The sequence below is a fragment of the Chelatococcus daeguensis genome, from assembly GCF_001887265.1.
In the GTDB taxonomy this organism is placed as follows: Bacteria; Pseudomonadota; Alphaproteobacteria; order Rhizobiales; family Beijerinckiaceae; genus Chelatococcus_A; species Chelatococcus_A sambhunathii.
Genome location: NZ_CP018095.1, coordinates 3,182,683 through 3,203,293, shown reverse-complemented (window position 1 = coordinate 3,203,293; position 20,611 = coordinate 3,182,683). Strand labels below are relative to the sequence as shown.

16 protein-coding genes are annotated in these 20,611 nt (G+C 66.9%); 11 read left to right on the top strand and 5 right to left on the bottom strand.

What is annotated here, in order from left to right; translation table 11 throughout:
* Positions 1 to 21: 21 nt before the first annotated feature.
* The 5 genes from urtA to BOQ54_RS15215 all read right to left on the bottom strand — a co-directional run bounded on the left by urtA (position 22) and on the right by BOQ54_RS15215 (position 7,988).
* Positions 22 to 1,323: an urea ABC transporter substrate-binding protein gene (gene urtA / locus BOQ54_RS15235; RefSeq protein ID WP_071924206.1), complete on the bottom strand. Its 1,302-nt coding sequence runs from the start codon at positions 1,321 to 1,323 to the stop codon at positions 22 to 24.
* Positions 1,324 to 1,553: 230 nt separating this feature from the next.
* Positions 1,554 to 4,838: an error-prone DNA polymerase gene (locus BOQ54_RS15230; protein ID WP_071924205.1), complete on the bottom strand. Its 3,285-nt coding sequence runs from the start codon at positions 4,836 to 4,838 to the stop codon at positions 1,554 to 1,556.
* Positions 4,835 to 6,421, bottom strand: a complete 1,587-nt coding sequence (locus BOQ54_RS15225; protein ID WP_186437994.1) for a Y-family DNA polymerase — start codon at positions 6,419 to 6,421, stop codon at positions 4,835 to 4,837. Before BOQ54_RS15225 ends, BOQ54_RS15230 begins: the two co-directional genes overlap by 4 nt.
* On the bottom strand, positions 6,312 to 7,103 hold the full coding sequence (locus BOQ54_RS15220; protein ID WP_055460503.1) for an ImuA family protein: 792 nt from the start codon (positions 7,101 to 7,103) through the stop codon (positions 6,312 to 6,314). The genes BOQ54_RS15225 and BOQ54_RS15220 overlap by 110 nt, the downstream gene beginning before the upstream one ends.
* 174 nt (positions 7,104 to 7,277) lie before the next feature.
* Entirely contained in the window at positions 7,278 to 7,988 is a 711-nt protein-coding gene (locus tag BOQ54_RS15215) for a protein phosphatase CheZ (protein WP_082464887.1), read from the bottom strand.
* A gap of 174 nt (positions 7,989 to 8,162) precedes the next feature.
* Between BOQ54_RS15215 and BOQ54_RS15210 the strand changes: the two genes are divergently transcribed.
* The 11 genes from BOQ54_RS15210 (at position 8,163) to BOQ54_RS15160 (ending at position 20,604) form a co-directional block, all read left to right on the top strand.
* Complete coding sequence (locus BOQ54_RS15210; protein ID WP_055460505.1) at positions 8,163 to 8,549, top strand: response regulator; 387 nt, start codon at positions 8,163 to 8,165, stop codon at positions 8,547 to 8,549.
* Positions 8,550 to 8,836: 287 nt separating this feature from the next.
* Positions 8,837 to 9,457 (top strand): helix-turn-helix domain-containing protein, encoded by a 621-nt coding sequence (locus tag BOQ54_RS15205; RefSeq protein ID WP_071924204.1) that lies wholly within the window; start codon positions 8,837 to 8,839, stop codon positions 9,455 to 9,457.
* Between the two features lie 659 nt (positions 9,458 to 10,116).
* Positions 10,117 to 10,791 (top strand): response regulator transcription factor, encoded by a 675-nt coding sequence (locus BOQ54_RS15200; protein ID WP_055460507.1) that lies wholly within the window; start codon positions 10,117 to 10,119, stop codon positions 10,789 to 10,791.
* A 241-nt stretch (positions 10,792 to 11,032) separates the two neighbouring features.
* Positions 11,033 to 12,001 (top strand): flagellin, encoded by a 969-nt coding sequence (locus BOQ54_RS15195; protein WP_071924203.1) that lies wholly within the window; start codon positions 11,033 to 11,035, stop codon positions 11,999 to 12,001.
* A 656-nt stretch (positions 12,002 to 12,657) separates the two neighbouring features.
* Positions 12,658 to 13,629, top strand: coding sequence for a flagellin (locus BOQ54_RS15190; protein WP_071924202.1), 972 nt, complete (start codon positions 12,658 to 12,660; stop codon positions 13,627 to 13,629).
* 222 nt (positions 13,630 to 13,851) lie between these two features.
* Entirely contained in the window at positions 13,852 to 15,483 is a 1,632-nt protein-coding gene (gene fliF / locus BOQ54_RS15185; RefSeq protein ID WP_063187202.1) for a flagellar basal-body MS-ring/collar protein FliF, read from the top strand.
* Complete coding sequence (locus tag BOQ54_RS15180) at positions 15,483 to 16,118, top strand: hypothetical protein (RefSeq protein WP_055457860.1); 636 nt, start codon at positions 15,483 to 15,485, stop codon at positions 16,116 to 16,118. Before fliF ends, BOQ54_RS15180 begins: the two co-directional genes overlap by 1 nt.
* On the top strand, positions 16,115 to 17,341 hold the full coding sequence (locus BOQ54_RS15175; protein WP_055457859.1) for a flagellar motor protein MotB: 1,227 nt from the start codon (positions 16,115 to 16,117) through the stop codon (positions 17,339 to 17,341). Before BOQ54_RS15180 ends, BOQ54_RS15175 begins: the two co-directional genes overlap by 4 nt.
* Positions 17,338 to 18,750, top strand: a complete 1,413-nt coding sequence (locus BOQ54_RS15170) for a hypothetical protein (RefSeq protein WP_055457858.1) — start codon at positions 17,338 to 17,340, stop codon at positions 18,748 to 18,750. Before BOQ54_RS15175 ends, BOQ54_RS15170 begins: the two co-directional genes overlap by 4 nt.
* Positions 18,747 to 20,093, top strand: a complete 1,347-nt coding sequence (locus BOQ54_RS15165) for a flagellar hook-length control protein FliK (RefSeq protein ID WP_071924201.1) — start codon at positions 18,747 to 18,749, stop codon at positions 20,091 to 20,093. Before BOQ54_RS15170 ends, BOQ54_RS15165 begins: the two co-directional genes overlap by 4 nt.
* Entirely contained in the window at positions 20,038 to 20,604 is a 567-nt protein-coding gene (locus tag BOQ54_RS15160) for a transglycosylase SLT domain-containing protein (protein WP_096335227.1), read from the top strand. The genes BOQ54_RS15165 and BOQ54_RS15160 overlap by 56 nt, the downstream gene beginning before the upstream one ends.
* Positions 20,605 to 20,611: the final 7 nt, after the last annotated feature.

Genomic DNA, 20,611 nt, shown 5'->3' with positions numbered 1-20,611 from the left:
CCGGCCTGGTGCGTCGGGCGCCTACTGGGCGACTGGGCCCTGGCCGCCGCACTTGCCGGTCTTGACGTTGAAGTTGCCGCAGGAGAGCGGGGCGCGCCAATCGGCGATGAGGTCCTTCGACCCGTCGAGATAGTCCGACCACTCGTCGCCGACGACGAGGCCCGGCGTCTGCGAGACGACGGAGAACTGGCCGTCCTCCTGGATCTCACCGATGAGCACCGGCTTGGTGATGTGGTGGTTCGGCATCATCGTGGAATAGCCACCCGAGAGGTTGGGCACAGAGACGCCGATGAGCGCGTCGATGACGGCGTCGGGATCGGTCGAGCCGGCCTTCTCCACCGCCTTCACCCACATGTTGAAGCCGATGACATGCGCCTCCATCGGGTCGTTGGTGACGCGTTTGTCGTTCTTGGTGAAGGCCTTCCACTTGGCGATGAAATCGTTGTTCTCGGCCGTGTCGACGGACTGGAAGTAGTTCCAGGCGGCGAGATGGCCGACGAGCGGCTTGGTGTCGATGCCCGCGAGCTCCTCCTCGCCCACGGAGAAGGCGACGACCGGAATGTCGGTGGCCTTGATGCCCTGGTTGGCGAGCTCCTTGTAGAAGGGCACGTTGGCGTCGCCGTTGATGGTGGAGACGACCGCCGTCTTCTTGCCGGCGGAACCGAACTTCTTGATGTCGGCGACGCGGGTCTGCCAGTCGGAATGGCCGAAGGGCGTGTAGTTGACGGAGATGTCCTCGTCCTTGACACCCTTGGCCTTGAGATAGGCCTCGAGGATCTTGTTGGTCGTGCGCGGGTAGACGTAGTCCGTGCCCTCCAGCACCCAGCGCTCGACGCCCTCGTTTTCCATCAGGTAGTCGACGGCGGGGATGGCCTGCTGGTTGGGCGCGGCGCCCGTGTAGAAGATGTTGCGGGAGGATTCCTCGCCCTCGTACTGGACGGGGTAGAAGAGGATGCCGTTCAACTCCTCGAAGACGGGCAGGACGGATTTGCGCGACACGGAGGTCCAGCAGCCGAAGGTGGCGGCCACCTTGTCCTTGGTGAGGAGTTCGCGCGCCTTCTCGGCGAACAGCGGCCAGTTGGAGGCTGGGTCGACGACGACGGCTTCGAGTTTCTTGCCGAGGAGGCCACCTTTCTTGTTCTGCTCCTCGATGAGCATCAGCATCACGTCCTTCAATGTCGTCTCGCTGATGGCCATGGTGCCCGAGAGCGAATGCAGGATGCCGACCTTGATGACGTCCTGAGCGCTGGCGCCTGCGGCCGGCAACGCGATTGTCGCCGCCGTCGCGAGCGTTGCGAGTATCTTCTGGAAACGATTTCGCATTGTCGTTGCTCCACCCCCGGATGATTGTTGCCTCGGGAGGGCAGCAAGCCCCGTGCCAGCCGCGCCGGCGGCGCGCAGGCTGCAGGCGGGGCCCGATCGACAAACGCGCTGATGATTTTTTGGGCAGAGCGATGCCCGTTTGCTGCGCGCCCGTGCGTCCGGCAGTTGCAGCAACCGGGGTGTGGGCATCTTTCCTGCGCGGGGGGAGGTGTCGCATCCTTCTCCGGTGCTCAGTGAAAATCGCGCGACTTGGGCAGGATGCGCACGTTGCGCGGATGGCCCGCGGAGCGCGGATGTTGTGGATGGGCGGATTCGTCGGCGCGCGACAGCGTCGTGCGCGCCTCGTGCGCCTGCGACAGCGCGGCAAGGTCCTGCGAGCGGTCGTCCACCACCTCGGCCATGAGGTGGACGACGCCCTCCGGGCTCTTCTGCACCCGCCCGGCAACAAGGGCGAGCCGCGCGCTCATGACCTGCCGGCGGAAGCGCTCGAAGCGCCGCGTCCACAGGACGACGTTGGTGATGCCCGTCTCGTCCTCCAGCGTCATGAAGATGGCGTTGCCCTTGCCGGGGCGCTGGCGCACCAGCACGACGCCGGCGACCTTGGCGAAAGCGCCGTCCGGCAGGGCCGCGATCTCGGCCGTGGTCCTGACGCCCTTGCGCCGGAAGCCCTCGCGCAGGAAGGCCATGGGGTGAGCCTTCAGCGACAGGTGCAGCATCTGGTAATCGGCCACCACATGTTCCGACAGCGGCATGGCCGGCAGGGCGGCATCGGTTTCGTCCGCCAGTTCGCGTGCCGCGGCGGCGGCGAAGAGCGGCAGGGGCGCGTCGTCGGGCAGGCGGCGCACGGCCCACAGGGCCTCCCGCCGGTCGAGCCCGATGGAGCGGAAGGCATCGGCATCGGCGAGGATCTTCAGGGCTCGCTGCGGCAGGCGAGCGCGCTTCCACAGAGCTTCGACGCTGTCGTAGCCGACCCCGCGCGCGGCCAGGAGCGCCTTCGACCAGTCCGCGCTGAAACCGTCCACTTGGCGAAACCCCAACCGCAGGGCGAGCGCGCCGTCCGGGCGTTTCTCGAGCGTGTTGTCGTGGACGCTTGCGTTGATGTCGACGTTGCGCACCTCGACACCGTGTTCGCGCGCATCGCGTACGATCTGCGCCGGGGCATAGAAGCCCATGGGCTGGGAATTGAGCAAAGCGCAGGCGAAGACGGCCGGGTGGTGGCATTTGATCCAGGCCGAGATGTAGACGAGCTTGGCGAAGGAGGCGGCGTGGCTCTCGGGAAAGCCGTATTCGCCGAAGCCCTTGATCTGGTTGAAGCAGCGCTCGGCGAAGGCGCGCTCGTAGCCGCGCGCCACCATGCCCTCGACCATCTTCTTCTCGAAGGTATGGATGGTGCCGACATGGCGGAAGGTGGCCATGGCGCGGCGCAGGCCGTTCGCCTCTTCGGGCGTGAAGCCGGCCGCCACCATGGCGATCTTCATGGCCTGCTCCTGAAAGAGGGGCACGCCGAGAGTGCGGCCGAGCACCTGTCTCAGTTCGTCCGGCGGGCCATGTTCTGGCGAGGGAGCGGGATAGCTGACCTCCTCCTCGCCGTTTCGCCGGCGCAGGTAGGGATGCACCATGTCGCCCTGGATGGGGCCGGGGCGCACGATGGCGACCTGGATGACGAGGTCGTAGAATTCCCTCGGCTTGAGGCGCGGCAGCATGTTGATCTGCGCCCGGCTCTCCACCTGGAAGACGCCGATGGAATCGCCCTTGCAAAGCATGTCGTAAACGGCGGGATCCTCCCTCGGCACGGCGGCGAGATCGAGGTCGAGGCCGCAGTGGCTGCGCAGAAGATCGAAGGCCTTGTGGATGCAGGTGAGCATGCCGAGGCCGAGCACATCGACCTTCATGAGGCGGACGGCGTCGATGTCGTCCTTGTCCCACTCGATGAAGGTGCGCTCGTCCATGGCGGCATTGCCGATGGGCACCGTCTCGTCGAGGCGGCTGCGCATCAGCACGAAGCCGCCGACATGCTGGGAGAGATGGCGGGGAAAGCCGAGGAGTTGCGTCGCAAGGTCGACCGCGCGGCGGATCACCGGGTTCTTCGGGTCGAGCCCAGCCTCGCGGATGTGCTTGTCGGCGATCGGCGAGCCCCAGCTCCCCCAGACCGTGCCGGCGAGGCGGGCGGTCACGTCCTCCGTCAGGCCGAGCGCCTTGCCCACCTCGCGGATGGCGCTGCGCGGGCGGTAGCTGATGACGGTGGCGGCGATGCCGGCGTGGTCGCGGCCGTAGCGCTCGTAGATGTGCTGGATCACCTCCTCGCGCCGCTCATGCTCGAAGTCGACGTCGATGTCCGGCGGCTCGCGCCGCTCGCTGGAGATGAAGCGGGCGAAGAGGAGGTCGTTATCCTCCGGGTCGACGGCGGTGATGCCGAGCACGTAGCAAACGGCGGAATTGGCGGCCGAGCCGCGCCCCTGGCAGAGGATGCCATGATCCTCCGCATAGCGCACGATGTCGCGGATGGTGAGGAAGTAGCGCGCATAATCGAGTTCGGCGATGAGGGCGAGTTCCTCCCGCAGGAGCTTCTCCACCTTCTGCGATATCCCCTGCGGATAACGCAAGGCGGCGCAGCGCCAGGTCAGCTCCTCGAGCCAGTCCTGTGGGGTCCTGCCGGGCGGCACCGGCTCCTCCGGATAGTCGTATTTCAGTTCGGAGAGCGAAAAGTCGATACGGTCGAGGACCTGCAGCGTTTCGCCGATCGCCTCAGGCGCATCGCGGAAGAGCCGCGCCATCTCCTGCGGGGGCTTCAGGTGCCGCTCGGCATTGGCGGCCAGGAGGCGCCCGGCCGTGTGGATGGTGACGCCCTCGCGGATGCAGGTCAGCACGTCCTGCAGCGGACGCTGGGCGGGTTCGTGATAGAGCACGTCGTTGACGGCGAGGAGCGGCACATCGGCCCGGGCCGCGATCGCTTTCAGCCCGGCGAGGTCGCGCCGGTCGCTGCCGCCATGGGCCATGGCGGCGGCGAGCCAGGTGGCGCCCGGAGCGGCTTCCTTCAGTTCGCGGAGGATGTCGAGGGACATGCCCTCGGGCTGGCCGGGCATGACGATGAGGAGGAGGTTCCGCGCATCGGCCACGAGATCGGCGCGGGTGAGGATGCACTCGCCCTTGTCCGCTTTCAGCTTGCCCATGGTGAGGAGGCGGCACAGGCGCCCCCAGCCGGTGCGGTTCACCGGATAGGCGAGGATGTCGGGCGTGTCGTCGGCGAAGACGAGGCGGGCACCGACGACGACCCTGAAGGGAGGCAGCGTCTTGCCCTGTTCCTGCAGAAGCGTCCTGATCTCCTCGAGCGCCGAATGGGCCCGCACCACGCCGGCGACCGTGTTACGGTCGGCGATGCCGATGCCGGCAAGGCCGAGGAGGAGCGCCTGCTTGACGAGGTCCCCGGCCTTGGAGCCGCCGCGCAGGAAGGAGAAATTGGTGGTGACAGCAAGCTCGGCATAGGCTGCCGCCGGCATTGGGGCATGAGCGCTCATGCGAAGATCCCGTGCAGGAACCAGCGCGGGGCGGGCGCTTCGCCGAAGAGGCCCTGGCGGAAGACCCAGAAGCGCCGTCCCCTCGCATCCTCGACGCGGTAGTAGTCGCGCGTCGGCTCCTCACCCGCCTCGTCGCGCCACCATTCGGGCGCGATCCGCTCCGGTCCCTCGGCGCGGGCGATCTCGTGCAGCACGCGCCGCCAGCGGAAGCGCAGCGGCGGCCCGTCCGGCACCTCGGCAAGCGCCTCGATGGGCTGTGGCGGATCGAAGAGATGGACCGGCCGCGCCGGGGGATCGGCCGGCCGCTCGACGGGCCAGCCGCAAGGTGGCGCCGTCCCGTCGTCGTCGAGAGCCGCCGGCACCATGCGCACGGCCCTTTCGGGAATATGCGTGTCGACGAAGGCCGGGCGGAGGACGGCCGCGGCGCCGAAGCGGGCACCGAGCCGATCGATGAGGGCGGCGACCTCCTCGTCCTCGACCGTTCGCCCGTCGAGGCTCACCTGGCTCTCGCCGAGCGGCTCGCAGGCCGTGACGGCAAGGCGCAGCAGGTCGAAGCCGAAGCCGGGGTCGAGGGGATCGGCGAGCGCCGCGAGCCGCTCCCGGAACAGGCGCATGACGACGGCCGCGTCGCGCGCCGGCCGGCCGGTGGCGACCGCAAGGCGCGTGACCCGCCCGTCGGCGCGGAAGAAGGCGGCCTCGAAGCGCCGTCCGCCCTCGCCGCGCTCCGCGAGGATGCGGCCGGCGCGGTGGGCGAGCCCGGCGAGGGCGGCGTCGATGTCCTCCTCGCGGGCCACGGGCTCGGCGAAGCGCCGCTCGACGAGGCAGGGTGGCAGCGGCCGGCGCGGCGAGATGCCGATGTCTTCCTGGCCCAGGATACGCGCGAGACGGACCGGCAGGTCCGCGCCGAAGCGGGCGGCAAGCGGCGCGCGCGGGCGCTCCGCCAGGTCGCCCACGGTCTTCAGCCCCGCCCGGGTGAGGGCGAGCAGTACTTCCGGCGAGACGCCGAGCGCGGCCGCCGGCAGCGGCCGCACCGCCATCTCCTCCTCGCCGGGCGGGACGATGTCGTGCCGCCCGAGCGCCTTGCGGCCGAAGCGGGCGAGCGCCGCTGCCGCCTGGGGCGTGCCGGCGACGCTGCCCCGCACGGTCAGGCCACCGCGGGCGAGGCCCTGCATCACCGTCCGGCGCAGGCCGGCCTCGCTGGCGAAGAGATGGACGCAGCCGGTGATGTCGAGCACGAGGCCGTCGGGCTCCTCGATGGCGACGAGCGGCGTATAGCGGTCGCACCAATCGGCGAGGCGGGCGAGCAGGGCGGCATCGGCCGCGCGGTCCATGTCCACCGCGACGAGATGGGGAATGCGGGCGCGCGCATCAGCCAGGGTGAGGCCGGGGGTGAGGCCGAGCAAGAACCCCTGCCGGTCGACGGCGGCAAGGCGCAGCGCGCTCGAGACCTTCTCGACGAGGACGAGCGGCGCCTCAGCCTGTGCGGGCGAGGGGGGCGAGGTCCGGCGCTGCCGGTCGGCCGGCAGGAAGGGGAACCACAGGGCGAGATAGCGGCGCGGGCTCGCGGAAGAGACGGTGCTCACGGTGCCACTCCAGGCGCCAGCGGCGGCCCTCAAGGCCGGCGCGATGGCGCAGCAAGGTGATGTCGAAGGCGGGATGGCCGGGGGCGTTGGCGGCCAGCGGCCGGGACGGGGCGGCGGCGGCCGACCAGCGTGTCGCCGCCGCGCTCGGCCGGGGCGTCGCCGCGATGCGCAGCAGAAGGGCGGGAACACCGGATTGCTCGGCCGCGAGCGCGAGGCGGCGGCTCGCCGTCAGGTCGAGGGATTTCGGGTCGCCCCACGGCTCGATGACGACGGCGCCGAGCGCCGGGCAGCGCAAGGCCTCCGCCCCCGCCTGCAGCACGCAGGTGGCATCGGGCCCCGTCACCACGACGAGCAGGCCCGGGTCGAGCCCGAGGGCGGCAAGGCCCGGCGCGTGAAGCGCGCCGGTTTCCGCCACGGAAAAACCCTGCCGCACCCAGACTACGCGGCGGTCATCCGCCGCGGCTCGCGCCGCAAGGGCGGCGGCAAGACCGGCAGCGGCGCCGGCATCCGCCTCCTCGTGCGCGAAGATCTCGTGCACCGCGGCCCGGAGGAAGCCGCCGCCCAGCAGCCCATCCACGGCCGGCGCCCCGCATGTGAAGCGCCGGCCTGTTTCGGAAGCCGCCGGTTCGATCGCGGCAATGCTCCGCCGCAGCGCCTGCAATGTATCCTGCACCGCGCTCATGATTTTTGTTCCTGTTTCGTTCTATAACGACTCAGGAGAACGCGAGAGTCAATGCCGGGCCCGCGAGCGCCGTCAGTGGACAGCCGGCATGAGCGGCCGTACCTGGCGGCGGCCGTTCATGCCGCCGCCAGCAGATGTCCGATGGCGAAAGGGAAATGAGAGTGGGGATGCTCTTCAGCGGAAGAGGGAATCGACGTCGTCCTGCGACACGACGTTCATGTCGCCGGCGAGCGGCGGCCCGTTGAGCAAGGCCTCGTCGCCCTTCTCCTCCTCTTCCTCCACCTCGGCCTCGGCAAGGCTCGAGAGGCTGTCCGGCCCGCCCCAGATTTCCATCATGCTGGCGACACGCTCCTCGATGAACTTGAGCGTGCCGACCACCTTGCCGATGCGCTGGCCGGTGAGATCCTGGAAGTTGCAGGCCTCGAAGATGCGGATAACCTGCTCGTAGATGTGGTTGGCGAGTTCCTGCTGCTCGCCCGTGAGCTGCTCCATCAGCACGCCTGTGGCGTCGTTGATGGCCTCCGCCGAGGAGAGGATCGTCTCCGTGGCGCTCTCGGTGTCCGAGACGACGGCGTCGAGCTCGTCTGTCACGCGGCTCTTCTGCTCGCCACGCAGACCCTTGGCATGAAGTGTCGCGAGCTCCAGCTTCGTCCTCTGGATGCTGCGCTGGATGGCGTCGACATCCTGCCAAAAGGCGCCACCTTCCGAGATCTGACCGATTCGCTCGTCGCGGCTGTTGATGGCTTCGACCAGAGTGCGCAACTCGGCGAGCTGCTGCGTGATCTGTTCGAGCTGCGCCGACACCGCCGGGCTCCCCATGAGTGTGTCGCCGAAACCGGTCTCGACCATGGATTCGATGCGAAACGGCCGATGGCCCGCAGTCATCGGCACCTCCCTTTTTAAGGATTGGTCAATTCAGGGCGTTACTATACGTGCTCGGCTTCAACCAAGGCAAACGGTCCGGCTTCCGTCATGCAAGCTTCGTGCAAGTTTTCTGCAAGAGTCTCCGCGCAGCGAAATGCGCCCCTGTCAACAAAGTGCAAAGCGGTGGAGTGAACTATGGCGCTTGATCTTTCGATGCCGATCCTCGTGGTCGACGATTATAAGACCATGGTTCGCATCATCCGCAACCTGTTGAAACAGCTCGGCTTTCAGGATGTCGACGAGGCGGCCGACGGCACCGAGGCCTTCGCCAAGATGAAGGAGCGCGACTATGGTCTCGTCATCAGCGACTGGAACATGGAGCCGATGACTGGCTACGAACTGCTCAAGCAGGTCCGCGCCGACGAGAAGCTCGCCCACACGCCCTTCATCATGGTGACCGCCGAGGCGAAGTCCGAGAACGTCGTCGCTGCCAAGAAGGCCGGCGTCAACAACTACATCATCAAGCCGTTCAATGCGCAGACACTGAAAGGCAAGATCGAGGCGGTCTTCGCTGAGCAGTAATCCTCTGCGCATTCGTTCGAATGGGCCTGTGGCGCACGCCCTGCCGGGGGCAGGGCGTGCCACTTTGTATTTTAAGCGTGTAAATCCGATGGTTTCTGCTGGTCCGAGACGGTCTGGCAGGCTGCTGCCGGTCCGGCTTGTCTTGCCTGGCAGCAACTTTTAATATCAGAGACTTGTAGATGGGCGCGGCTCGACTTCGAGCGGATGCCCTCGACGATTGGGGGGCGGAAGTTGCGTCGTCCTGCGGCGTCTCGTTCCTGCTGGGCCTCCTCCTGCCGGGGGCCGGAATGAATTCCGAGAACAGCATCGCTCAGCGCCTCCGGGCGGCCCGGCGCCGCGCGGGCTTTGCCAGTGCGGCTGCGGCGGCGCGGGCCTTCGGCTGGAGTGAGGTGACCTACCGCGCCCATGAGAACGGCTTGCGCGGCATTCGGTCTGCCGTTGCCGAGCATTATGCGGCGTGTCTCAACGTCAGTCTCGCCTGGCTCCTGACCGGGGAGGGCCGACATCCCCGGCGACACCATCTCGACATCGCCGGGGAGGTCGGCGACGGCGGCAGCGTCCGGCCCCGGCTGAGGGCGGGGCCGCCGCGTGCGGTTTTCAGCGTCGAGACGCCCGTCGCCATGTCGCCACAGGCCATAGGCTTCCGGATCGCCGGGACGGCGCTGCAGCCGCGCTACGATCCCGGCGACATCGTTGTCTGTGACCGAACGGGGGATAGTCCGCGTAACCTCATCGGTCGGGAAGCCGTCGTGATCACCAGCCAGGGCCGCGGCTACCTGCGCATCGTGCGCAAGGTCATGCGCTCGGGCCTCGTCGATCTGCAGTCCGGCGACGGGCATGTGACGCGCGCCGTCCACGTCGCCTGGAGCGCGGCAGTCACATCGGTGGTGCGCTCCCGCCGGGGGTGACGGCTGGCCGCGATGCTGCCGCGCGCCCATGACACCCTGCCGGGACGTTCCCGCATCGCTGATGTCCCGCGCGTTCTCCACCGCACTCCAGGGCTCAAGTCATCGGGTCGGCTGAAGGCTGATGAGATGGCCGTTTCAAGCGCTTTTCGCGCGCTGGTGGCATGGCGCTGCCGTTAAAATTTTAGCGATAATTGTAGCGGACCGATGCAAAAATGACTCAGTGCAGCACATGCATTCCAAATCGATACAAAACGTATTGACCCTTAACGGATGATTAATAATTCTTGAATTGCTGATTCGCTGTTGGCGCGGCCGTTTCAGGTGTCGTCGTCAAGGCTTCAGGATCGCTGCGGCGTGTTGGGTGTCGTCGACGGATGATCGGTCGCTCCATGTGACGGCATCTTCCGTGCTCAGGCTTGTCCGGGCATTGCCTGTCGCTGTCGGCGGTCGAGTGCGGGGTGGAGTGCGTATTCCTCTCTCACGAGAGGGGAGATATGGAGCTGATATCTACAGAACGATAAAATCGCAGATATTATAATTGTGTAATGACCAAACGATATATGTCGCCTTATCAAGGTAAATCAGTGCTGCGTGCCTGATCTTGATTGATCGGGTGTGGCGTGATGACTGATTTTTCGAACGGGCTGGGGGGTCAGGCTGTGTATATCGTTGTTGACGAAAGGCAACTTGTCACATCCGGCTATGTGGCAAGCTTCGGACGCGAGGGCGTGCCGTCCATGGGCTTCTACTCGGGCGAGTTCCGGGAATGGCTGGAGACGGCATCGACCGTGGATCTCAATGCGGTGCAGGGGTTCGTGCTCGGCGACTTTGCCGACCGCTCGAGCTATCCCGAGCTCATCCGCAACCACAGCCGTGCGCCGATCATCGCGTTGAGCGAGACGCGCTCGCTGGAACAGACGCTCGAGCTCTTTACCGCCGGGATCGACGACGTGGTTCGCAAGCCGGTCCACGTAAAGGAAATCCTGGCGAGGGCAGAGGCCGTGTGGCGGCGCGTGAACAGCGCCGAAGAGAAGACCACGATTGGCCGGCTCAAGGTCTTTTACGACGGCCGCGATCCGGAGATCGACGGCGAGGCGGTGACGTTGCCTCGCCGCGAACGTCACATCCTGCAATATCTGGTGCGCGCACGCGGCCGGCGCGTCAGCAAGATGCAGCTGTTCAACGCCATTTACGGTCTTTACAACGAGGCGGTGGAAGAGAGCGTGGTCGAAGGCCACGTCAGCAAGCTGCGCAAGAAGCTGCGCGAGCGGCTCGGCTACGACCCGATCGAGGCCAAGCGCTATATGGGCTACATGTTCGTCGACCGCGGCTGAGCTGCCGCACGCCCTTATCCCCTTGAAGGCGCTTCCTCGCCGGCCGGCGAGGAAGCGCTTCTATTTTTGGCGTGCACGCATGGCAACAAACCGGTAATATTTGCAAGCTAAGGTGGAAAACATAGCGGATTGAGGCGGTCCTAGCTTGCGCCTCAAAGGCATGATGCCGCTCCGCTATGCCGGTTCAAATCCGGCATGTCCCTTTCAAACAATCCACATCTCAATGTGAAGGGACGAAAGCATGTCCAGCTTGCTGACCAATGCCTCGGCGATGACTGCTCTGCAGACGCTGACGGCCACCAACAAGAACATGACCGCGACGCAGACTCGCATCTCGACGGGCATGCGCGTGTCGACGGCGTCGGACAACGCCGCCTACTGGTCGATCGCCACCACCATGAAGTCCGACAACGCCGCCCTCTCGGCGGTGAAGGACGCCATCGGTCTCGGCGCCGCGACCATCGATACGATGTACACCGCGCTCGACACGACGAAGGAAATCGTCACCGAGATCAAGAAGAAGCTCGTCGCTGCCCGTGACGCCGGCGTCGACCGCGCCAAGGTGCAGACCGAGATCACCGACCTGCAGAACCAGCTCAAGAGCTCGGCCTCGTCGGCGGTGTTCAACGGCGAGAACTGGCTCGACGTCGACTCGAGCGCGACCGCCTACAACGCGACCCGCGCCGTCGTCGCCTCGTTCTCGCGGGCCGGCGGTGCCGTTTCGATCGACAAGATCGACATCGACATTTCCAAGATGCACCTGTTCGATGCGAACGGTCAGGTCGGCCTCTACGACGAGGCGCTTGAGGATGATACCGGCACTGCCTACACGTTCACTGCCGTGACCCAGCGTACGGGCACTGCCGGCGCGAAGATTTCGGTCTTCACCTTCGACATCAGTGGCGTGACGAACGCTGCTGCGGACCTCACGGAGCTTGAGAACGTCACGAAGGGCGTCGATGCAGTCCTCAACCAGCTGACGGACTCGGCCTCCTACCTTGGCTCCGTCAAGAAGCGCGTGGATATCCAGAACGACTTCGTCACTGCGCTGTCGGATGCTGTGACGCGCGGCATCGGCCAGTTGGTCGACGCCAACATGGAAGAGGAATCCACCAAGCTGCAGGCGCTGCAGGTGCAGCAGCAGCTCGGCATCCAGGCCCTCTCCATCGCCAACTCCTCGACGCAGAACATCCTGTCGCTCTTCCGCTAAGACGACGGTAAGCTGCACCGTGAAGGGGTCGCGCTTCGCAAGAAGCGCGGCCTTTTTCTATGAGGATGCTTCCATAAGTATCCGCCACGGCTGCGCGGCGGTTCGATTGACGGATGCTGGAGCGGGGGTTGCGAAGCGCAGCATTTCCCATCCTCGTGCCCGTGCTTGTCGCGGGCATCTACGCCTGGAACTTCGAGCAGCGTTGGAGGCGTGGATGGCCGGGACAAGCCCGGCCAAGACGAATAGGCAGGGTGTGCTGCACTCCCAGCCAAGATACCTGAACGGCGGTTCCCGGCGTCATGCCCGCGCTCGTCGCGGGCATCCACGTCTTGAACCGTCGGGCAACGTTGGGGGGCGTGGATGGCCGGGACAAGCCCGGCCATGACGACATATAGCTGGCTCAGTGCTGTCATAGGCTGGATGTTTGTATGTAGGATGGCAGGGATGATCGGCTCCCTGTGTCCTGCAGTGCCGGCACCCGCCACCACGCAAGCCCCGCACAAGCTTGCCCTTCTAATCTCGGCTCACCTATAGCGGATTGAGGCTGCGCTGTGCCGCGGCGCCCCTCAAAGGCATGATGCCGCTCCGCTATGCCGGTGCGAGCCCGGCATGTCCCTTTCAAACAATCCACATCTCAATGTGAAGGGACGAAAGCCATGTCCAGCTTGCTGACCAATGCCTCGGCGATGACTGCTCTGCAGACGCTGACGGCCACCAACAAGAATCTCTCGTCGGTCCAGAATCGCATCTCGACGGGCATGCGCGTGTCGACGGCGTCGGACAACGCCGCCTACTGGTCGATCGCCACCACCATGAAGTCCGACAACGCCGCCCTCTCGGCGGTGAAGGACGCCATCGGTCTCGGCGCCGCGACCATCGATACGATGTACACGGCGCTCGACACGACGAAGGAAATCGTCACCGAGATCAAGAAGAAGCTCGTCGCTGCCCGTGACGCCGGCGTCGACCGCGCCAAGGTGCAGACCGAGATCACCGACCTGCAGAACCAGCTCAAGGCCTCTGCCTCGTCGGCGGTGTTCAACGGCGAGAACTGGCTCGACGTCGACTCGAGCGCGACCGCCTACAACGCGACCCGCGCCGTCGTCGCCTCGTTCTCGCGGGCCGGCGGTGCCGTGACGATCGACAAGATCGACATCGACATTTCCAAGATGCACCTGTTCGATGCGAACGGTCAGGTCGGCCTCTACGACGAGGCGCTTGAGGATGATACCGGCACTGCCTACACGTTCACTGCCGTGACCCAGCGTACGGGCACTGCCGGCGCGAAGATTTCGGTCTTCACCTTCGACATCAGTGGCGTGACGAACGCTGCTGCGGACCTCACGGAGCTTGAGAACGTCACGAAGGGCGTCGATGCAGTCCTCAACCAGCTGACGGACTCGGCCTCCTACCTCGGCTCCATCAAGAAGCGCGTGGATATCCAGAACGACTTCGTCACTGCGCTGTCGGACGCCATCACGCGCGGTGTCGGCCAGCTGGTCGACGCCAACATGGAAGAGGAATCCACCAAGCTGCAGGCGCTGCAGGTGCAGCAGCAACTCGGCATCCAGGCCCTCTCCATCGCGAACTCCTCCATGCAGAACGTCCTGTCGCTCTTCCGCGGCTAATACTGACGCTTTGCCGAATGCGAAAGGCCGCGCCCGCCGGGCGCGGCCTTTTTCTTTGCAACCTCCGGACAAGGTTCGCGCGGGAGACTGCGGCACCACAACGCGACGTTGTGCGCCGAGGTATTGCGGCGGGATGCGCGGCATTGGTCTCTCGCCCAAAACCGCAGCGGTCCGCATCGCAAGGGCGACAAGAGCATTTTTGGCAGGAGCAAGAAGCAGTTCATGACCTCTCGTGCACAGGCCGAACAGCTCTGGGCCAACATCCGGGACCTGGGGACGCGGCGTCTGATCGCGCTCGGCTTCATCGGCCTTGCCGTCTTCCTCGTCGTCGGGCTCGGCGCCTATTACCTCAGCCGCCCGCAACAGGAGCCGCTCTACACCGGCCTGACACGCGAGGACGTGTCGCGCATGGGCGCCGTTCTCAAGGATGCCGGCATCCCGTTCGACGTGAGTGCCGACGGCACGTCGGTGCTGGTCAACTATGGCAACACGGCCCGCGCGCGCATGCTGCTCGCCGAGAAGGGCCTGCCGCAAAGCGCCAATTCCGGCTATGAGCTTTTCAATGATCTCGGTTCGCTCGGCCTCACCTCCTTCATGCAGGAGGTGACGCGCGTGCGCGCGCTTGAGGGGGAACTCGCACGCACCATCCAGACGATGAGCGGCATCAAGGCCGCGCGCGTGCACATCGTGCTGCCGGACCGCGGCTCCTTCCGGCGCGAGGAGCAGCCGGCCTCCGCCTCCGTCGTCATCCGTACGGAGACGGCCGACAGCGTCACGCCCGCGCGCGCCATCCGCCACCTCGTCGCAGCCGCCATTCCGGGCATGAGCATCGACAAGGTGACGGTGCTCAACACCGACGGCACGCTGGTGCTCGCCGGCGACGACGCAGCGAGCGCCGCAACCGGGCGGATGGCCAATCTCGAGCGCACCGTGAGCCTCGAGATCCAGGATAACATCCGCAAGACGCTCGTTCCCTATCTCGGCCTCAGCAATTTCGAGGTCAGCGTCGCCGCGCGTCTCAACACCGACCGCACGCGCACGAATGAGACGATCTACGACCCCGAGTCGCGGGTGGAGCGCTCGATCCGCACCATCCGCGAGACCGAGGTCTCGCAGAACAGCAACAACCAGAACCCGACGACCGTGCAGCAGAACCTGCCCAACGAGCAGGTGCAGGCCAACGGCGGCGAGGTGTCGAGCGAGGACAACCAGCGGCGCGAGGAAGTCACGAACTACGAGATCTCCAGCAAGACGGTGGAGACCGTGCGGGACGGCTACCGCGTCGAACGGCTGTCGATCGCAGTGCTCGTCAATCGCGAGCGCCTCGCGTCGCTGGCCGGCGAGGGCGCAACCGATGCGGCGATCGCGCAGCAGATCCGGGAGATCGAACAATTGGTCGCATCGGCGGCGGGAGCGATCACGGACCGCGGCGATCAGGTCAAGGTGTCCTCCGTCAGCTTCGTCGCCGATTCGCGCAATCTGGAGCCTGTCCCGCCGATCGGCATCGGCGAACTCCTGGTGCGCCAGTCCGGCAACTTCATCAATGCCGCGACCATCCTTGTCGTCGCCCTGCTCGTCATCTGGTTCGGTCTGAAGCCGGCCGTCGCCGCCATCCTCGCCCGTCCGCCAGCCGAGGAGACGCAAGTCGCTGCGGCGACCGGCGAGCCCGCCCTGCCACCCGGGACGGAGGTGCCGCAGATCGCCGGTCCGGCTGAAGGAGCCAATCTCATCGAGGAGCTCACCATACGCATGAACCAGTCGCCGCAGCGCCGGCTGGAGCAGATGGTCGAATTCAGTGAGGAACAGGCGGCGGCCATCCTCAAGCAATGGCTGTATCAGGAGGATGCCGCCTGATGCCGCGACCGCCGCTGGTCAGCTTTCTCATCGATTTCGACGCGGAGGAGCGCCGGCTGCCACAGCCGGCGCCCCGGCGCGCCGGGCCACCGCCCTTCGTGCAACCGCCGACACGTGATACCGAGATCATGATCGCCCAGGCGCTCGACAAGGGGCGCAACGAAGGCTGGGCCGCCGCCGAAGCTGCCTGGGAGGACAAGCTGCGCGTGGAGCGCGAGCAGTTTCAGGAGCAGTTGGCGGCGGCGCGGGCCGAATGGGCGCGTACGGAAGGCGAGGCCCTTGCCGGGGCGATGCACACTGCCTTCGATTCCATGCAGTCGCGCTTGTCGGCCGCGCTGGCGCGGACGCTGACGCCATTCCTGGAGCAGGCCCAGCGCCAGCGCTCGCTGGCGGCGCTTGCCGATGCCGTGCGCACCCTGGCAGAGACGACACGGCACGAGCTGATCGAGATCAGTGCGTCGGACGACCTCGCCGCCGCACTCGCCAGCCATCTGGGCGATCTGGCGGCCTCCGTGCGCTTTGTGCCCGGCGCCGGGCCGGACGTGCGTGTCGTCGCCGACGACACGGTCATCGAAACGCGGCTCGCCGACTGGGCGGCCGAGCTCGCGGCAGCCGTTGGGCAGGACGCGTCATGAACGACAAGACCCCTTCCGAAATCATCCTCGTCCGGCGCCAACTGGATGAAGAGGAAGCCCACCACGGCGGCGTGTGGAAGATTGCCCATGCCGATTTCATGACGGCGATGATGGCGTTCTTCCTGGTCATGTGGCTGATCAACGTGACCGACCAGACGACCCGCAGCGAGGTCGCGAAATATTTCAACCCGCTCAAGCTCGCCGACAGTGTCACGGACCGCAAGGGTCTGCGCGACCCGACCGTGGGTCACCCGTCCGGAGAGCCGGACAACCAGGGCCAGCCGCTCAACGTACAGCCCGGTCAGGGGCCGGGGGCAAGCACCGACGACGGCCGCCAGCCCCGGGAGCAGGGACCGGGCGCCGGGGAAGGCGTTGCCAGCCGCAGTGCGCAGGCGCCCCAGGCCCGGTACAAGGACAGCGCCCTCTTCCAGGATCCTTACGCCATCCTGGCGCAACTCGCCTCCGAAACAGCCGCAACAAACGATCCGAAGCCGGTCCCGACGAGTGTTGACCTCGTCATGGGCGAGACGGCGGACATTGGCATCACCGGCGGCGAGGCCCACCGCGATCCGTTCGATCCGACCTACTGGCGCACGGTACCGCTTCGGCCTGCGCGGGAGGAAACCCCCGGCGAGCCGCGCACCGTGAACGAGGCGCCGAAGGGGGTCAAACCGGACGCATTGGCGCGCGATGCGGCGGGCGTCCCGGCCGCGACGAGCGAGAGCGCGGCCGGTGAAAAGGCTGCTGCGGTTGCCGAGACCGGCGACGAACTGGCGGCCCTTCGGCAGGAGTTGCAGGCGGCCTTCTCCGGCGAGGGGGCGGCCGTGCCCCATCTCCAGATCGAGAAGTCGGGCGAGGGCACGCTGATCAGCCTCACCGACGAGGCCAATTTCAGCATGTTCGCCATCGGCTCGGCCGAGCCGCAGCCGCAGGTGGTCCGCATCATGCAGCGCATCGCCGAGACGCTGTCGAAGCGTCCGGGCAAGGTCGTCGTGCGCGGGCATACCGATGGCCGCCCCTTCCGCTCGGCGGATTACGACAACTGGCGCCTGTCGACGGCGCGCGCGCACATGGCCGTCTACATGCTGGTGCGTGGCGGGTTGTCGGACAGCCGGGTCGAGCGGGTGGAGGGCCATGCGGACCGGCTGCTGAAGGTTCCCGATGATCCGAATGCGGCGGAGAACCGGCGCATCGAGATTCTCCTCAAGGAGGAGAGCCCGTGAGGGCGCTGGCCGCCGCCGTTCTTGCCGGCTTCATTGCGCTCGCAGGGGCCGCGCCGGCCGCTGGGGAGGAGATGGAGGCCCAGCCATACGAGCTGGTGCGGACGCTGCAGCGCATGCAGGATCAGATCGCGGCGGGCTCGACGGCGGCCCATACCGGCCAGCGTGCCCTTCTCAAGCTGATCGAGGAGCGTTTCATGGCGGCGCCGGCGACGGTATGGCAGGAGCCGCGGAACGCGCGGGCTGCCGTCGTCTACCTGCTCAGCGGTGGACAACCAAGTGTCATCCGCCACCTCCTCGGCTTCGAGCAGAGGCCCAATGTGGACGAACGGCTGCTTCTCGGTGCGCTTGCCTATGTCGAGGGACGGGAGGACGAGGCACGCAACCTGCTCCAGCCGGTGGCGCCACGCGGCCTGGCACCGGGTCTCGGCGGGCAGATCGCCCTTGTCAAGGCGGCCCTCATGGTGCGTGACAAGCCGTCCGAGGCCATGGAAATGCTGGCCGTTGCCCGCCTGCTGATGCCGGGAACCCTGGTGGAGGAGGCGGCCCTGCGCCGCGAAATCTTTGTTGCCAGCCAGCTCGGTGACCTCGATCGTTTCGAGATGCTGGCGGAGCGCTACATGCGCCGCTATCGGCATTCCGTCTATGCCGGCAATTTCCAGCAGCGTTTCGCCGCCGCTCTGACGCGTCTCGATTTCACGAAGGATCGGGACCGGTTCGGCCGCCTCGATGGCATGCTCTCGGGTCTCGACCCGGCCACCCGGCGCGATCTCTATCTGCTCGTCTCGCGCGCCTCAGTTTACGAAGGGCGCATCGAGGCGGCCATCCATACGGCCCGGCAGGCACTGGCCCTTTCTCGTCCGGGTGAGGAAACGGCTGAACGTGCACGCCTCTATCAGGCTGCAGCCAAGATCGTGACCGAAAACGGCTATGACGAAGCGCGCGCGGAGTTGCGCCGCATCGATCGCACGCGCCTGTCGGCGGCGGATCTCGAACTGCTCGACATTGCGCAAGGGCTCGCAAGGCATATTCGCCAATGGCCGGCTGCCCTGCCGGAAACGGGCGAGATCGACGAGCCGATCGCGCCGGAGCCGAAGCAGAAGGAGGAACCGAAGCCGAAGGCCGGACAGGTGCGCCCTGGCGCGAAGCCTGCGGCGACGGCTGGCGCTGAGGCACCCCGTCCGACGCCGGCCAACCGGCCCCCCTCCGCTCGGGCACCGCAACGCGCGGCATCGCCGCCCGCCGATCCCCAGCAGCCGCTGCAGGCGGGGACGCCGGCCGCCAGTCCGGCTCGGCCGACGCCCGTTGCAACATCCGTCGTACAGCAGCCGACGCCAACGATCACGCGGGCGCAGGAACTCATCGGAGCGGTGGATGCCCTGCTCGAAGGGGCGAAGGGAGACAAAGAATGACGATGCTCGATCCGTCCTTCCTGCGCATGCCGGCCCAGCGCGATGTGGCGGCCGACAGTGGCGCGAGGGGCGAGGCTTACGACAAGCAGGGGGGGGATGCCTTCAGGACCCTCCTCGAGAAGGTACAGGGCGCGGGAGCGCGCGGCGCCGCAGCGCAGGCGGAGGACCGGGCCGACGCCATGCCCGCACGATCGCTGCGGGCGCTGGTCGAGCGGCTCGGCGAAGCGGCAGGCGCGGGGGAAGAAGCCGGGCCCCTCGATCCTCGCTCCGCCGAGGGTGAGGGTGCTGAAGCGCTGCCGGACAACGCGGAAGGAAAGGCGGGCGGTGGTGTGGAGGGCGGCGTTCGCCACACGCGGACAAGCGGGGCCGAAGGGCTGAGCCTGCCGGTGTCGGACCGACCAGGGCCGAAACAGGCCGCCGTCGAGCCGGACGGCGCGGTATTGCAGGAGGCGGAGGTCGACAAGCGTCCTGCAGCCGCCCAGCGGCTGACCGATACGAAGCAGGGCTTCGGCGTCGACATTGCGCCGCAGCCGAAGGAGCGCCCCTTGCCGAAGATGACGGTGGCCGGGCGCGAGACGCATTTCGAGCCGGTCGGCATGGTGAAGCCGCAGACCGGAGAGGGCGAGCCAGTCGAGGAGGCGCTGCCGCGGGTGAAGGGACGCATCGAGAGCGCGCCGCCTGTCGCGCTGCGCGAAGGCCGGCGCCAGGCCATTCCGGCGGCCGAAACAGCTGCACTGCGTGCCCCGAAGGTCGCGGTACAGAACGCAGGAAACGGGCAGGGGGAGGGGCTGCCGGCCCCGACGCTGCAGCGGCTCGGCGAGCGGCTCGCCGGGGAAATGCGCAGCCTGGCGTCCGGCAATGCGCAATCCGGCGCGGCGACGATGGCCGCGCATCAGGCGCAGACGGGGCAGCACGCAGGTGGGCCGGTCCGGATCCTGCATATCCAGCTGCATCCTGCCGATCTCGGCAGCGTGAGCGTGCGTCTGCGGCTCGTCGGCGATGGCATCGAGGTGCACATGCGCGCCAGCGATGCGCGCACCGTGCAGATGCTGCAGAACGACAGCGAGGCGCTCACCGGCGTTCTGCGCGCGGCCGGATACCGGCCCGAAGTGGTAACGCTCCAGATAAGCTCGGCCGATGCCGGTTCCGGCCAGTTGCAGCAGGGCGGCGGTCAGCAGACTGCTGGCCAGCAGGCGTTCCAGGGCGAGACTTGGGGGGGCGGCCGTGGCGCCTCGTCGTCGCGGGGCGAGGAACAGGCCCAGGGATCCCGGCGTGAGGGAGGGGGCGATGGCCATGCGGGCCGGGTTTCTGATCGCGATAGCAGCAGCGGCATCTATCTCTAACGCGGGCGCTTCCGCCAGTGGCGGCTCCGTCTGCGAGGGCGAGATCACCCGGGCCGCCGCCAAGTACGGCGTACCAGTCGGTGTACTCTATGCCGTCGGCCTGACGGAGACGGGCCGGCGCGGCTCCATGCAGCCCTATGCCATGAACATCCACGGCACGGCCTATTTTGCGCCAGATGCACAGGCGGCCGTGCGCCGCTTCCACGAGGCGCGTCGCGACGGCATCAAGCTGATCGACCTTGGCTGCATGCAGATCAACCACCACTACCACAGCGACCGCTTTCCCTCGCTCGAGAGCATGCTCGATCCGCGCCGCAACGTCGAATATGCCGCCCGCTTTCTCAAGGAGTTGAAGGAGCGCGAGGGAACCTGGACGATGGCCGTGGCGCGCTATCACGCGGGGCCGAACAATGATGCAGCGCAGAAGCGCTACGTCTGCCGTGTCATTGCCAACCTCGTCGCTGTCGGTTTCGGCGCCTGGACGCCCAACGCGCGCAGTTTCTGCGGCTGAGCCACGG

Excerpts from the sequence above, each read along its gene's own strand:
- urtA (WP_071924206.1), bottom strand. The coding sequence starts at position 1,323 with ATGCGAAATCGTTTCCAGAAGATACTCGCAACGCTCGCGACGGCGGCG.
- BOQ54_RS15230 (WP_071924205.1), bottom strand. The coding sequence starts at position 4,838 with ATGAGCGCTCATGCCCCAATGCCGGCGGCAGCCTATGCCGAGCTTGCT.
- BOQ54_RS15220 (WP_055460503.1), bottom strand. The coding sequence starts at position 7,103 with ATGAGCGCGGTGCAGGATACATTGCAGGCGCTGCGGCGGAGCATTGCC.
- BOQ54_RS15215 (WP_082464887.1), bottom strand. The coding sequence starts at position 7,988 with ATGACTGCGGGCCATCGGCCGTTTCGCATCGAATCCATGGTCGAGACC.
- BOQ54_RS15210 (WP_055460505.1), top strand. The coding sequence starts at position 8,163 with ATGGCGCTTGATCTTTCGATGCCGATCCTCGTGGTCGACGATTATAAG.
- BOQ54_RS15205 (WP_071924204.1), top strand. The coding sequence starts at position 8,837 with ATGAATTCCGAGAACAGCATCGCTCAGCGCCTCCGGGCGGCCCGGCGC.
- BOQ54_RS15195 (WP_071924203.1), top strand. The coding sequence starts at position 11,033 with ATGTCCAGCTTGCTGACCAATGCCTCGGCGATGACTGCTCTGCAGACG.
- BOQ54_RS15190 (WP_071924202.1), top strand. The coding sequence starts at position 12,658 with ATGTCCAGCTTGCTGACCAATGCCTCGGCGATGACTGCTCTGCAGACG.
- fliF (WP_063187202.1), top strand. The coding sequence starts at position 13,852 with ATGACCTCTCGTGCACAGGCCGAACAGCTCTGGGCCAACATCCGGGAC.
- BOQ54_RS15180 (WP_055457860.1), top strand. The coding sequence starts at position 15,483 with ATGCCGCGACCGCCGCTGGTCAGCTTTCTCATCGATTTCGACGCGGAG.
- BOQ54_RS15175 (WP_055457859.1), top strand. The coding sequence starts at position 16,115 with ATGAACGACAAGACCCCTTCCGAAATCATCCTCGTCCGGCGCCAACTG.
- BOQ54_RS15165 (WP_071924201.1), top strand. The coding sequence starts at position 18,747 with ATGACGATGCTCGATCCGTCCTTCCTGCGCATGCCGGCCCAGCGCGAT.
- BOQ54_RS15160 (WP_096335227.1), top strand. The coding sequence starts at position 20,038 with ATGGCCATGCGGGCCGGGTTTCTGATCGCGATAGCAGCAGCGGCATCT.